Origin of the sequence: Parapedobacter soli, assembly GCF_025460835.1 — a bacterium.
In the GTDB taxonomy this organism is placed as follows: Bacteria; Bacteroidota; Bacteroidia; order Sphingobacteriales; family Sphingobacteriaceae; genus Parapedobacter; species Parapedobacter soli.
Map to the genome: position 1 here is coordinate 1 of NZ_JAMXAY010000004.1, position 14,288 is coordinate 14,288.

The window sequence follows — 14,288 nt, forward strand, 5'->3', positions numbered from 1 at the left end:
CTTCAAAAAAGAAATATTGGGCTTTTTAAGGGTTGACTAATTATGAAAAGACAATTTTATAACACTTGCGTTGCTGCAATTGTTTAACTTTTAACGTGTGATGCAGTAAATAGTTATAAAAGAAATGTCAAAATTTTGTTAGAAAGCATCTCAAAGCCTTAATAGCGTAGGAAGTTCCTGCATACGGGAGAACGTGGTTGCACCCCGCGCAGCCAGTGCATCACGGTTTCCGTCGGCAGCAATGGCAAACACCCTGAAGCCTCCCTTTATGGCCGCTTCCACCCCTGCTATACTGTCTTCCACCACGACGGTGGTTTGTGGATGGAAGCCCATGGTCTCGGCAGCGTGCAGAAAGATACCCGGGTGGGGTTTCCAGCTGTTAATCTCGTACGAGCTGAAAATATGAGCTTCGGGGAAATATCGGATAAGCCCCGTAAGGCCAAGATTGAGCAGAATCTTTTCCTTGGGCCCGCTGGAAGCAACACAGTACGGCACGGTAAGCCTCGCTAACATCTCGGGAACACCCGGCAGAGGTCTGACATCCCGCCGGAAACGATCATAAGCCCGTGTCCGGAACTCCTGCTCGAAGTCAGACGGGAATACCCGGCCGGCACGCGCTTCCAATACCTTGATTGTTTCTGCCATATGCCGGCCACTGAATGCATAAACCGCATCGTCGAGGTCCATTCCCTCTGCACCAAGTGCCGAAGCCATCTCCAGTAACACCGAAATCATCACGCGCTCGGTATCCACCAATACGCCGTCACAGTCGAAAATAATACTCGTTACTTTACCCATATACCGATTATCTTAAACCAATTATTTCCTTATCCCGGAAGCCGTCCCGATTGCCGCAGTCGCCCCGCCGGGACAAATCATCCGTTCTCCTGGCATAGCTTTCCCTTTATATGGCTGGCTGCCGCCTTATTGCAAATGCCACCGACACTAATAGCATCAGCAGGCCCGTAAAACCAAGTGCGATGGGCAGCGAAGAATAGTAGGCAATGAAACCCAATAGTGCGGGCCCTGCCAATTGGCCTGCGTACCCTATGGTGGTGATGGCCGGGATACTGACCTGGGGCGGTACACCGGGGATACGGCCTCCTTCGCTGAAAAAGACCGGTACAATATTGGCAGCACCGACACCCAACAGAATGAAGCCGGCAAGGGAGCCCCATACCCAGGGGCTTGCTATGGCCAGGAATAACCCGGCAGCGGCCACCAACCCACCGTAAACCACCACTTTCTTGCTGCTCAGACGGGCTACGATGCCGTCGCCAAGCAAACGCATCGCAGCCATTGCCACGGAAAAAGCAGCATAACCTGCTCCGGCAAACTCGGGAGACACCCCTTTTATGTCGCGCAAGAACACGGCACTCCAGTCGAGCATTGCCCCTTCCGAAAGGAAAACAGCAAAGCACATGGCGCCCAGAAACAAGACACTCCCATGCAACCACAGAAAGCGTGCAGACCTACCGAGCTTTCCTGCGACCGAAGAAAACCGGGATGTAGCAGCAGTTTCGACATCCAGCGAAAAAAGGTGCTTATACTTGGCAACTGCGATAACAACCAACAATACGGATATGCTTACGGCGGCATGTACCGGATGCAACCCTAGCGAAATCAAAAAACCGAGCCCCAGCGAGCCGAGTAGGCCGCCAACGCTGAAGAGTCCATGCAACGACGACATGATGGGCCTCCCATAGAGGTTCTGCACCTGTACGCCGTGGGCATTCATTGCCACGTCAACGGCACCGATACCGGCACCGAACAAAAACAAGGTTATTGCCATTGGAACGATAGTGGGCAGCACCAGCAAGAGTGGTAATGTAAGGGCCACCACCACCACGCTGGCAGCAATAACAATACGGCTACCAAACCGATGTACCATCACCCCCGAAATGGGCATCATGAGCAACGCGCCGGCTCCCAACAACAAGAGTAACAGACCCAAACCAGCGTCATCGAGTTGCAACCGGTCCTTGGCATAGGGCACCATGGGCGCCCAGCTTGCAATGCCAATTCCGCAAACCAGAAAAACAGACTGGGTGGCCCTACGGGCTTTGCGTAGCTTAGCAGCTTCAATAAGCTCTTTATTATCAACCATTGTATATTTGCGATGTTTTGCAAGTATGCACAAATTCACATAATTCCCATTGTTCGTTTGACAAAATTTTCTGCAAAATATCATTGCATCGTGAAACTATTTGTTCAACAAACTCAAAAGGACTTCTACTATCCACATTTGATGCGGCCACTTCTTTTTGCTGCTCGACTTTTGGGAAGTACAAAGCGTGAAATGCAACGGTATCTTTTTCAGTTAGCTGTTTTAATATTAACCGGTCGTTGCTCGACATAAACCCATTTAATGAGTATGCTGCCGTATATTTAACTGGTTTGTCCATTGGCATCTGATCTAACTAAGATGCTTAGTTTTTTTGGTGCAACCTCACAGTAAGATTTGGTCAGGGCATCAATAAAAAGATCCTCATTAATGCTATCCATTTCTATAATTGTCCAGCCTTGTTTACCCCACTTGTTTTCAACAGGATAGATTGCGACTTTATCTGCCGAAGAGAAGACATCCTGATCTATTTCTGATAACTTGACGGTAACTCTTTTTTGCTTATCGTCATACGTTGCAAATATTTTTTTCTTCACCCTGAAAGAGATCTTTTCAAAGTGCGGCTCTTCTGTCGCTTCAGGAAATGAAAGCGCTAATTCCCGTAAGGTGTCGAACGTTATCATATTTTAATTAATTTTTCACAGGGGTCAGATGTGTCAGTACACAAAGCCACTTGTCACTTTCTTTTTTATATACGTCCGTTACCCATTCGTCGGCTTCCATTGGTTCTCCCTGCCACGTTCCGGTATTTTGCCCACGACCCGTTACCAAAGCAATGTTATCGTATACCTTGACCCGAAGAACTCTTTTTGTCATCGTGGAATGTGAAAGCAAACCTTGTTTCAGCACTTCAAAAAACCGCACTTGCGGTATAATTCCACCTTGACTGTCTACCAATACCCAATCGTTGGTAATACATTTTTTTATTTCTGCGATGTCATTGGTAACAATCGCCTGGTTGAATTTGTCTTCAATGCCTTGAAATACTTTTATCAAATCTGTTTCATTCATACTGATTGTTTTTTTATTTAGATAAGGGAAAGCCCAATGTTATCAAGGCTTTCCCTAACTATTTTTTGTTTACATTATTTTTCCAAATTATTTTCGGCAAAATATTTTATTGCTTTCTGCAAGAATAGCGCAAATTCAGGTTGCGGACTTCCATCTGTAACATTAGCTAAATAGCGCTCGTCATTCACAAACAGGTCGCCAAGCCCCGCATAAGCATCGGGTTTTTGATCAGACACAACTGAATCGCCCCAAAATTTGCTAATTATCCCATAATGCCTTGCAATGTGCTCCTGTACGATGTCCGATTCCGGGTTGTCGTTTTTCAGTACAAATAGTTCACTAAAGACATTTTCCATTTCCTTTTGAAGTGCTTCAACACCCGACTTACCAAGTTTCATTAGCTCTTTTTCAGATTGTTCAACCGTTTGTACGCCGTACTTACTAATTGCTTCTTTTCTGTAGGTCGTTCCAACTTCTTCCGGAAAACCTTTGTACAATTCTTCTGGATTTTTCATTGTTTCTCCTTTTTTAAGATTATCAATAGTAGTGTCGATTGTTTTCAATAAATCAGAAATCCTTCTTTTACGGTTAAGCAGTGCCGACTTATGCTGCATTAGCGCTTTAACCAGATCGTAGTCAGTAGTGTCCATCATTTCAAGAATATCCTTGAGCGGAAAGTCCATTTCCCGGAAAAACAGAATTTGTTGCAAACGCAATAACTCGTCATTCCCGTAGAGTCTATACTTTTTCTCTGTTCTTATTGATGGACGAAGCAGACCAATCTGATCATAATAATGAAGTGTGCGTACGCTCACACCCGATATTTCCGCCAATTTTTTAACTGTAAGAGTTTTCATTCTTTCTTATTATTTATCGACAGTACAAAGGTATGATATGACGTAACGTTAGGGTCAAATGTTTTTTGAAATATTTTTTAAAATTCACATTAATCTGCTGTAAATAAATTAATTAAAAAATTATACAATCTCATTTTTTATCGAATTTACGATACTTTCAGTATATCTATACCATTCCCCCAATTTGAGAAGTCAGCTCTTTGGTTGCTCGGGTTCATAGCACCCACACCAATTACGTTGGCATGGCTTGCCGGAAAACGGACGGATTGGGCAAAGATGCTTCGAAAGCGACACCAGCAATCCCTTCGTCATGGAGGGCACCTTCCGTAATTTTAGGGGCACCCAAAAGGGACACAAAAACCACTAAAATAAATCAAATAACAAATTGACTATCAGTATATTAATACGCTATCTGTACCCCAAATATAGAATATTAAAAAGGGGCACCGAATAGGGCACATTTTCTTTGGTATAACTTGAATAAATTGGAGCTGAATAAAAGGAAAAGGCCCCTAAATCATAGATTTAAGGGCTTTTTGTGGTCTGTTGACCTCCTCTGTGTCGGGGTGGCAAGATTTTCCGCCATACCTCTAATATGTTGATATTGTGTTTGTTGACAAGTAACCTACCAAAAAGGGTAGCCGAATAGGTCTCATATTATCGAGCCTATTTTATGGCTGTTTGTTCCTCTGGCAGAACCTGTTTCAACCAGTCAATGTACATCTGTTGCCGTAAAGATACCAAAACTATCCGAATGATGGCAATCTATTTCGCCATAAAAATAGTACACCAAATCAATTCCGTAAATGCCCAAAGCGAGAACAGCACAGGACAAGAACGTTGGGGTTTCGCAGGCCGCAAAAGAGCGAGGGGATTTATCAACTATAAGCGATTCTTTATATATTCTCGGTATTACTGTTCTCAAAAATCTCGTGTAATTTTTGTTGCAATAGCTTTTTATTGGGCAATTGGGTTTGGTACTCGGCAACCATTGCAGGGGAAAGCGAACGGCTCAATGCAAATTCTACGACTTCGTTTTCCTTGCCCTTGCAGAGCAAAATACCGATACTCGGATTTTCGTGTTTCTTCTTTGCATTACGGTCAAGTGCTTCCAAATAGAAATTCAGTTGCCCCAAATGTTCGGGCTGAAATTCATCAGCTTTGAGTTCAAAGGCTATCAAGCATTGTAAATCACGATGATAAAACAGCAAATCAATATAGAAATCTCTATTGCCTACCTGCACTTTGTATTGTTCATCAATAAAAATAAAATCGCTGCCCAATTCAAGGATAAAGTTTTTCATCTGTTTGATTAAGCCCTTTTGTAAATCGCTTTCGCTGTGTGGGTCGGGCAGGTTCAGAAACTCAAACACATAACTGTCTTTGAAAGGGTTTGTTATATCGGTATTTAATTCTCTCGGCGATGATGAGAGTTTTGCATTTCCTAACATAACCCGCTCAAAAAGGCTTGCGGAAATCTGACGGTCAAGCTCTCGTTTCGTGTATTTTTCTTTGATAGCCATACGCAAATAAAACTCTCGTTCTTCTTCGGTTTTACAGCGCGAAAAGATTGTAAGATGATGTGTCCAACTCAATTCTGCTAAAAGCGTATTTTTAATGTCTTGCGGTTGAAATTGTCGCACCGCCGGTGATACAATTTTATTTTTCTGACTATCAGTATTTTGTATTTGTCGCACCAATGGTGCGACAAATTTGGTTTGGGTATAAGTTTCATAAAACTGTACCATTCTGTAAAGCCCTGCTCTGCTAAACCCTTTCAATTCGGGATTATTTTTCTGAATGAAATCTGCTAATTCATTTACCGTTTTATCGCCCCATTCGGCAACAGATAACTTTTGTTTGACGTATACTCCCACATTCCAATACAGGTTAATGAGTTCGGTATTGACCGCCCTTATCGCATTGCTTCGGGACTGCTGTATGAGTTGTATGATGTCGATAAATCTTTTATCCATTGCTGAAAGTATAAAGTACAAATTTAAAAATAATTGCCCCTAAAAGGCTTAATTGGGTGTTTATCTGTTGTATCGCCGATTGTATCGACCAATACTGCCCTTTTTTCCAACAACCCTTTGGTTGCTAAATCCACCAATTCTTGTGTAGCCAATGTTCTTTTAATCCCATTTAGTTCCTGATCACAGCTTCCCTTTCCCAAGCCCTTTTTGCATCCCATCCCGAAACGGCTACCGAACATTTGACGGATATTTCCGTACGTTTGCCATTCACCGTTACCCTTGCATAGATAAGTGCTTTTCCCTGTGCCGTTGTCTTTTGTTTCTTGAGGTAGAAGATTACCCCGAATGTGCAGTTCTGTGTTTTCATCATTTGTTTGTTTTTAATGGATGATGAGAGCTCACCCGACTACGTCGGCTTTCGGTTTCATATCAACTTTGTTCTAATGTTGCATGTCCTCTGCTTTGGCTCCGTTTGTAAGTATCCGGCTCGGAATGGGTTCCAGAATCCATGGAACAGGGGTACCGGAAAGCTACAAAAAGCACCAAAACAAACAGGTACAGTGATCTGATTTTCAGATTGTTGAATCCTTTTAAGGGACCCAAACTTAGGAAAAGGGGTAACCGAATAGGTCCCATTTTATCGCCCATGCCGGGCGCACAACAAAAAACCCGCAAATTTCATCAATTTGCGGGTTTTTGACTTCACTTAGTGTAAGTGTTGTCGGGGTGGCAAGATTCGAACTTGCGACCTCCTGCTCCCAAAGCAGGCGCGATAACCGGGCTACGCTACACCCCGAACTGGTTACCTTTTTCGTATTTCAACCTTCCCGACTCACCGTCGGGACGCGATAACCGGGCTACGCTACACCCCGAGCCCCGAGGGTCTGCAAAGGTAAAAATTTAATCTTATTTCCAAAAAATACATCATAATTCTTTTTTGAAAAACACCTTTTGTATTCCAAAAAATATCGCTAATATTGCAGCTCGATTTTTACGGGATAATAATCGTCATTAATTACTCAAAATCATGGATTTAGTAAAGTTTGTAGAAGATCAGGCGGTAACAAAAAATGAGGTTCCCGCATTCAAGGCAGGGGATACTGTTAGCGTTCACTATAAAATCCGCGAAGGAAACAAGGAGCGTATCCAAGTATATCAAGGTGTTGTTATCCAACGGAATAGCGTTGGCACCAACCAAACCTTTACGGTACGTAAAATTTCAAACGGCATTGGTGTAGAGCGTATCTTTCCCGTAAACTCGCCCAACATCGAGAAAGTGGAAATAAACAACCACGGGAAAGTACGTCGTGCTAAATTGTACTACCTGCGTGGACTTACGGGCAAAGCTGCACGCATCAAGTCAAGGCGCTTCTAAGAAGCCCTGCATTGTAAAGCATAAAAGAGAAGCTGGCTTTTTTAACAAGCCAGCTTCTCTTTTTTTTCGAAAAATATTTGTCTTCACAACTCATGACCGTTGGGTGACGCGAGCAACGGTGACACGAAAGGCTTACTTTAGAAAACTATACTTAAACGAATAGTTGGCCGAATCGTGGGTCGCTTTATTATAATAGCTTAGAATCTCTAATTTCACGTAATCGCCTGCTGTGGTCCTGATTACCAACACACGGCCGGGGATCGGGTTGATGCTATGGTCGCCCATATCGTATTCATACCATCCGTTTCCACTCCCTGTTGGGATTGCTTTCTCTGACTCCGTGTCGGCCTTGAACCCCGCGGTAGGGCGCTGCGTCACACTGTCAAACGACGTCTCTTTCAGCAAGGCAGCCTGTGCTTTCCCACTACCGCTACTCCCTCCGTTTATCAATACCGTCGTGCGGTTAAACGCAATATCCCACTCATCCGATGCCGTGGGAACCTGTTTACCCGTAGTGAAGTTGAAATACGCTGTTTCGGTCGCTGCATTTATATTTGCTATGGTTTTAACCTCTTGCGCATGGGCCGTTATCGAAAATATCAACGCTACTACTGCCATTGATATCTCATTGAAATATCGTGTTTTCATGCAGCAAACTTAGCTAAATTCCAGCTTATTTAAAACGAATCTAATTTATTAGTATAATAAACTTCAACGTTCTGTCTCGTCAGATAGGCTGTATTTGAACTCATAACGTTCAAACAATTGTTTATGCAAGTCGTCAAGATTGATATCCCGTCCTTGGATGAAGGCGCGCTGTATGTCGTTGCCGAGCATATCCAACGCATCGCCGTCCGAAACAATTACATTAGCGTCTTTACCTACTTCCAACGTGCCTGTGTAGCCATCGATACCCAGTATTTTCGCAGTATTGCTGGTAATGGTAGCTAGCGCTTGCTCCTTGGTTAAACCGTAGGCTGCCGCTGTACCAGCCATAAAAGGCAGATTACGCTGTTGCCAAAACCCTTCTATGCCATAGGCAACCAGCACGCCGGCATCGGTTAGTATTTTCGCTTGTTTGTACGGTAGGTAAACATCCACATCCGTAGCATAGGGCAGGGCGTGTGCTTGTTGCATGATTACCGGCACGTTATTATCTACCAGTAGGCTGGCAACGAGATGGGCCTCGGCCCCACCCACCAATACCGGGGTGATGCCATACCGTTTAAAGGCCGATACAGCAGCAATGATATCCGTTGCTCTATTGGCGTGCACATATACCTGCCTTTCGCCCCCAAAGACCGGCTTGAATGCCTCGAACCGTGCATTGGAAATCCGTACGTTGCCAAGTTCGGCATAGGCTTTGGCCTGGCCCAGAAAATCTTCCAGTTTGGCAATCTCCGTTTGCACCCGCTCCTTCTGGGCATCTGTGTTGGTAGCCGAGCTGCTGCCAAAACGGGAAAACCGAACCGTAGGCCAATGGATATGGATCCCCTCATCTACTTTGTAAGCTGCGTCTTCCCAATTCCACGCATCGAGTTGGACCACAGACGACTGCCCCGACACCAGGCCACCCTGAGGCGTGACCTGCGCCAGCAAGATACCATTAGACCGTAGCGTATTGATTACCTTTGAATCTGTATTGTATGCAATCAGTGAACGGACATGGGCATTGTTTTCACCCACTTCCGTATCGTCTACAGTGGCTCTTACGGCTTCGATTTCTACCAAACCCAAGTTAGTGTTTGGCGCTATGAATCCGGGATAGATATGCTTGCCGGTAGCATCCACCACTACGGCATTTCCCGGCACACTGGGAGCGTCGCCCACGTAGGTAATCTTCCCCCCGTCAAACACCAAGGCACCTCGCTCAATGACCGTACCGTTGCCTACATGGATGGTACCACCCGTAATGGCCACCGGCTGTGCTTGGGCCCCTGCCGGGTAAATGGTTGGTTGCGCCAGCGCAGTACCAGCAAATAGCAGGCTAGCTGCCCCTCCGGCTAATAAATATGTTCTGATTGAGTTCATCATTATCGTATTAATGGGTGTGTATTTCAAACTCGCCGATCTCACCGATGGTATCGCAGTGGTACTCCATATTGGGCTGCGCCGTGGGGCGTTGCGTTACACCACCACCACTTTTCGCCTGTAATGATTTCCGGATCAGCCGTGCCCGTTCTGCGGCAAGCGCCTGCTGCTTCGCCGCATCTTCTTCGATATCCCAATATTTCACACCATCTACGAATGTCTTCTCTGCCTTTGCATAGATAGAGAGCGGTCTATCGCTCCATACTACCACATCGGCATCCTTGCCCGGTGCCAAGCTACCTACGCGATTGCCCACATGGAGTATTTCAGCCGGGTTGAGCGTTACCATCTTGAGTGCTTCCTCTTCGCTAACGCCACCATACTTCACTGCCTTTGCGGCTTCCTGGTTGAGCCTCCGGGCCATCTCCGCATCGTCAGAATTGATAGCGGTCAAAACATGCTGCTTATGCATCAGGTAGGCATTATACGGTATCGCTTCCTGTACTTCCATTTTGTATGCCCACCAATCGGCGAAAGATGCTCCGGCAATTTGCCGACTGGCCATCTTATCAGCCACCTTATACCCTTCTAAGATGTGGGTAAACGTATTTACCTGGAAGCCCATGCTATCTCCTACGTGCATCAGCATATTGATTTCAGACTGCACGTAAGAATGGCACGTGATAAAGCGTTTCTTATCCAGTATCTCTACCAATGCGTCCAGGGTAAGGTTTCGTCTCAGGGTTTGGTCGCCAGCCGCCATCCGGGCTTTGTATTCCTTGGCGCGCGTGAATGCATCGTAGTATACTTGTTCCACACCCATGCGGGTTTGTGGGAAACGGGAGCCTGTAATACCCCAGTTGCTCTGCTTCACATTCTCTCCAAGAGCAAACTTGATAAACCCGTCGTTGCCGCCGAACTTCAACCCTTCGGGGTTCTTGCCCCAGCGGAGTTTGATAAGCTGCGATTGCCCACCGATGGAATTGGCCGACCCGTGCAGTAGATGCGAGGTGGTAACCCCGCCTGCCAACTGACGGTAGATGTTGATGTCTTCCGAATTGACAACGTCTCCGATCCGCACTTCTGCGGTGACCGAATGCGAGCCTTCGTTGACGCCTCGACTGATGGCAATATGCGAATGCTCGTCGATGATTCCTGGGGTTACATGTTTACCGGTACCATCGATTACCGTTGCGCCGGCTGCCGACAGGTTTTTACCCACAGCCTTAATCTTTCCGCCAGCGAGCAATATGTCGGTGTTTTCGAGGATACCGTCCGCCTCATTGGTCCACACGGTGGCGTTTGTAATCAGTACTGTCTTCGCTTCGGGCAACTTGGTATTGCCATAGGCCACAAAGGGGTAGATTACCTCTCCTTCCGAAACGGCATTCGTTTTACGCAGCCTCGGCGATGCCTTTGCAGTGTAAGCAGCGGTATGGGTCGCGGCCCATGCCGACACCGTACCATCCGGTTGCACAGCCTCTCCCCTCAGCGAGAGCGGATGGTCATCGGCAATGTAGCCACTGATACGGGTAGTGCCCTCCTGTCCTTTCGGATTGAAACTGAACGACAGCAGGTCGCCCGTGCGTGTGGCGGTAACCTTGGTTTCTGCCGTGTCGTTTCCTACCTTCAAGTGGGCCGTAAGTTTGCCATCGCGTTCACCGATAAACAGACGCGCGGCACCGGCACCCGGTAGCGTTGTAGCGTATTCTCCGGTAATGTATTGTACGTCGACTTTCGTAGCAACAAACTTCTCTCCCTGCACCCAGTTCTCGTATATAATGGTACCTTCTTTAAACAGCGTATCGCTGGTGATGATGAAGTTAGCCAGCTTCCCACGTTCGAGCGTCCCCAATTTATCCGATACACCCAGCATTTCTGCCGGGATTTCGGTAAGGGCACGCAGCGCATATCCTTGCGAGAGCCCATTATCGAGCGCAAGCCGTAGGTTTGTCCAGAAGTCACGGAGATTGCCAAGCCCTATTGGGGAGAGGGCAAAACGTACACCTGCCTTTTCGAGCATCGCTGCGTTGGCAGGCGCCATTTCCCAGTGCTTAAGCTGGGCCAGTGTCACATTGCGCGCATCGGCCGGGTCTTCCACATCATACACCTTTGGGAAAACAAGCGGCACAATCAAGCTGGCTCCCGTAGCCCTGACGTCTTCCAACCGTTGGTACTCATTCCCTCCCGCTTTGATAATATAGCTTTTCCCGAATTCCTTGGCGATTTTATCTGCTCTCAAAACGTCGAGCACATCGTCTACTTCAAAAAATTGAGGTAGGTTTTGCAGTTTGCCAAATGCTTCAAGCGAAATATTGTATTCTTCGTGTTGTGTGGTATACCATTGGCTATCGTAATAAGTTTGACGGAGAAGAGCGATGGTACCCATCAACGACGAGGGGTAGCTGGTTTCGGCTCCCCCCTTATTGAACGAGTAATGGGCTCCGGCATCAGGCAGGATAATCACCTCGTTTTCCCGTGCATTAGCCAACGTGGCCACCACAGAACTACCCCGCGCGATGCCATCACGCACGATAGACTGCACCGCTCCAAAACCGATTTTCCGCAACTCTTCGGTTTGCTTTTCGTTCACTGAAAACGTCTCTTTGGCAGCTACTTCGGGACGTATCGCCTCATTCCAACCGTAAGCTCCTTGCTTAGTCGATTCGAAAATCTGCGACCTGCGGCCCCCGGAAACGGACTGGCTGCGCTGGCTCCTGCTAGCTTGGCCGTATTCGCTAAATGCATCGATAAACGAAGGATAAATGAACTTACCCTGCAAATCGACGGTCACGTAGCCTTTGGGCACCGATTGGTTCCTGCCCAGTGCAGCTATGTGCTTACCATCAACCAGCAAGGTACCGTTGCGGATGACCTCGCCAGCTTTGACAACGATGTTTGCATTCGTAAAGGCAAACAGTTGCGGCCTTTCATCGTGTGAGCCATTTACCGGGTAGGTTTCTTGTGCAACCGCGGCACCACACAATAGGGTAGCCACTAATAACAGTAAGGTTCTCTTCATCTTTAGGGGAATCATGTGTAATTAATCATGCCAGATTACCCGCAGCGTCTAGCCCGAAACGGTTACTGCAACAGGAAAGCACGGCTTAAACCAAATATAAACGGTTCCTTTAAAAAAGAAAGCAAAAAACACCTCACGTAATAGGAAAGTTACCCAAAAATCTTTTATCGATATTCCCGGAAAAAGAACTACCTTTGTACCCCGTACTCAAACGTGATGTTTGAAGCTTTTTTGGCTTGTACAACATATAGCATACACCCAAAATTTGTCATGACTAAATACATTTTTGTTACGGGCGGCGTTACCTCGTCGTTAGGGAAAGGTATTATTTCGGCCTCTTTAGCCAAGCTGCTCCAAGCACGGGGTTACAAAGTAACCATCCAAAAATTCGACCCCTACATCAACATTGATCCCGGCACACTTAACCCGTACGAACACGGCGAATGCTATGTTACCGAAGACGGGGCAGAGACCGATTTGGACTTGGGCCACTACGAGCGTTTCCTCAACACGCCTACTTCACAGGCCAACAATGTGACCACCGGCCGCATCTATCAATATGTTATCGACAAAGAGCGAGAGGGCGCGTACCTCGGTAAAACGGTACAAGTAGTACCGCATATTACAGACGAGATAAAGCGTCGGATGTGTCTACTCGGAAAGAACGGTTATTACGATATCGTAATAACCGAACTTGGTGGTACTGTGGGCGATATCGAATCGCTGCCGTTTATTGAAGCGGTACGGCAGCTACGCTGGGAATTGGGGAGCAGCAACTCACTGGTGATCCATCTAACGTTAGTTCCGTTCCTTGCTGCCGCGGGCGAGCTGAAGACCAAACCCACACAACACTCTGTAAAAACACTCTTGGAATACGGGGTACAACCCGATATTTTGGTCTGCCGTACAGAGCACCACCTCAACTCGGAGATCCGCAAGAAACTCGCGTTGTTCTGCAACGTGAATATCAATGCTGTGGTCGAATCGATCGATGCGCCGTCCATTTACGATGTACCGCTGATGATGCTCAAAGAGCAATTGGATAAAACGGCACTGACCAAGTTAAAGCTTTCTACCAAAAGCGAACCCGATTTGGCCAACTGGAAGGTGTTTTTGGGCAAGCTCAAAAACCCAACAGCCGAGATTACCATCGGCGTGGTGGGGAAATACGTAGAACTTCCGGATGCATACAAATCTATTAATGAAGCATTTATACACGCCGGAGCGATAAATGAATGCAAAGTGCGCGTGAAGTATATCGCCGCTGAAAGCATCAGCGACGACAACGTGAATGAAAAGTTGAAAAAGATGTCGGGCGTATTGGTAGCTCCGGGGTTCGGTTCACGTGGTCTGGAAGGCAAACTCACGGCCATCAAATACGTGCGGGAAAACCTCATCCCATTTTTCGGCATCTGCCTGGGTATGCAATGCGCGGTAGTTGAATTTGGGCGGAACGTATTGAAATTGAAGAACGCCAACAGCGTGGAAATGGACCCAAAGACCAAATACCCTGTAATCCACCTGATGGAAGGACAAAAGACAGTGAAAAACATGGGTGGCACCATGCGTTTGGGGGCCTACGACTGTGAGATCAAGAAAGGTACCAAAGCTGCTTCCATCTATGGCAAGAGCAGGATATCCGAACGGCATCGCCACCGTTACGAGTTTAACAACGATTACCTGGCACAATACGAGGCTGCCGGCATGATTGCATCTGGAATCAACCCCGATAATAACCTGGTTGAAATTGTAGAGCTCAAAAACCACCCTTTTTTCGTCGCCGGGCAGTTCCACCCAGAATTAAAATCAACGGTTGCAAATCCTCACCCACTTTTTGTTAGCTTTGTAGCCGCTTCTTTAACCCATAGTAAAGTTGCAAAACAAAAATAGC

14 protein-coding genes and 1 tRNA gene are annotated in these 14,288 nt (G+C 46.6%); 2 read left to right on the top strand and 13 right to left on the bottom strand.

What is annotated here, in order from left to right:
• Window positions 1-150: 150 nt before the first annotated feature.
• The 10 genes from NGM62_RS02925 to NGM62_RS02965 form a co-directional block, all read right to left on the bottom strand.
• Entirely contained in the window at window positions 151-798 is a 648-nt protein-coding gene (locus NGM62_RS02925; protein WP_262245699.1) for an HAD family hydrolase, read from the bottom strand.
• A gap of 106 nt (window positions 799-904) precedes the next feature.
• On the bottom strand, window positions 905-2,107 hold the full coding sequence (locus NGM62_RS02930; RefSeq protein WP_262245700.1) for an MFS transporter: 1,203 nt from the start codon (window positions 2,105-2,107) through the stop codon (window positions 905-907).
• A complete protein-coding gene (locus tag NGM62_RS02935; protein ID WP_262245701.1) occupies window positions 2,100-2,405 on the bottom strand; it encodes a hypothetical protein in 306 nt (101 codons plus the stop codon). The genes NGM62_RS02930 and NGM62_RS02935 overlap by 8 nt, the downstream gene beginning before the upstream one ends.
• Entirely contained in the window at window positions 2,389-2,748 is a 360-nt protein-coding gene (locus tag NGM62_RS02940) for an MmcQ/YjbR family DNA-binding protein (protein WP_262245702.1), read from the bottom strand. The genes NGM62_RS02935 and NGM62_RS02940 overlap by 17 nt, the downstream gene beginning before the upstream one ends.
• 7 nt (window positions 2,749-2,755) lie before the next feature.
• Window positions 2,756-3,136, bottom strand: coding sequence for a nuclear transport factor 2 family protein (locus tag NGM62_RS02945; protein ID WP_262245703.1), 381 nt, complete (start codon window positions 3,134-3,136; stop codon window positions 2,756-2,758).
• Between the two features lie 74 nt (window positions 3,137-3,210).
• Window positions 3,211-3,993, bottom strand: coding sequence for a MerR family transcriptional regulator (locus NGM62_RS02950; protein WP_262245704.1), 783 nt, complete (start codon window positions 3,991-3,993; stop codon window positions 3,211-3,213).
• A 146-nt stretch (window positions 3,994-4,139) separates the two neighbouring features.
• Window positions 4,140-4,271, bottom strand: coding sequence for a S8 family serine peptidase (locus NGM62_RS22160; RefSeq protein WP_390936354.1), 132 nt, complete (start codon window positions 4,269-4,271; stop codon window positions 4,140-4,142).
• 618 nt (window positions 4,272-4,889) lie between these two features.
• Window positions 4,890-5,969, bottom strand: coding sequence for a PDDEXK nuclease domain-containing protein (locus NGM62_RS02955; protein ID WP_262245705.1), 1,080 nt, complete (start codon window positions 5,967-5,969; stop codon window positions 4,890-4,892).
• A gap of 169 nt (window positions 5,970-6,138) precedes the next feature.
• Complete coding sequence (locus NGM62_RS02960; RefSeq protein WP_262245706.1) at window positions 6,139-6,339, bottom strand: Arm DNA-binding domain-containing protein; 201 nt, start codon at window positions 6,337-6,339, stop codon at window positions 6,139-6,141.
• A gap of 351 nt (window positions 6,340-6,690) precedes the next feature.
• A tRNA-Pro gene (locus NGM62_RS02965) sits at window positions 6,691-6,765 on the bottom strand.
• A gap of 231 nt (window positions 6,766-6,996) precedes the next feature.
• On the opposite strand from NGM62_RS02965, the gene rplS reads away from it, so the two are divergent.
• Complete coding sequence (rplS, locus tag NGM62_RS02970) at window positions 6,997-7,344, top strand: 50S ribosomal protein L19 (protein ID WP_262245707.1); 348 nt, start codon at window positions 6,997-6,999, stop codon at window positions 7,342-7,344.
• A 132-nt stretch (window positions 7,345-7,476) separates the two neighbouring features.
• Here rplS and NGM62_RS02975 read toward each other — a convergent pair whose 3' ends face one another.
• The 3 genes from NGM62_RS02975 to NGM62_RS02985 all read right to left on the bottom strand — a co-directional run bounded on the left by NGM62_RS02975 (window position 7,477) and on the right by NGM62_RS02985 (window position 12,397).
• Entirely contained in the window at window positions 7,477-7,992 is a 516-nt protein-coding gene (locus tag NGM62_RS02975) for an HmuY family protein (protein WP_262245708.1), read from the bottom strand.
• 63 nt (window positions 7,993-8,055) lie between these two features.
• The gene (locus NGM62_RS02980; protein ID WP_262245709.1) at window positions 8,056-9,378 is read right to left on the bottom strand and encodes an amidohydrolase family protein; all 1,323 of its coding nucleotides are present in this window, start codon (window positions 9,376-9,378) and stop codon (window positions 8,056-8,058) included.
• Between the two features lie 7 nt (window positions 9,379-9,385).
• Window positions 9,386-12,397 carry an amidohydrolase family protein gene (locus NGM62_RS02985; RefSeq protein WP_262245710.1) on the bottom strand — a complete coding sequence of 1,004 codons (3,012 nt, stop codon included), beginning with the start codon at window positions 12,395-12,397 and terminating at the stop codon, window positions 9,386-9,388.
• A 270-nt stretch (window positions 12,398-12,667) separates the two neighbouring features.
• On the opposite strand from NGM62_RS02985, the gene NGM62_RS02990 reads away from it, so the two are divergent.
• Complete coding sequence (locus NGM62_RS02990; RefSeq protein ID WP_262245711.1) at window positions 12,668-14,287, top strand: CTP synthase; 1,620 nt, start codon at window positions 12,668-12,670, stop codon at window positions 14,285-14,287.
• Window position 14,288 lies beyond the last annotated feature (1 nt).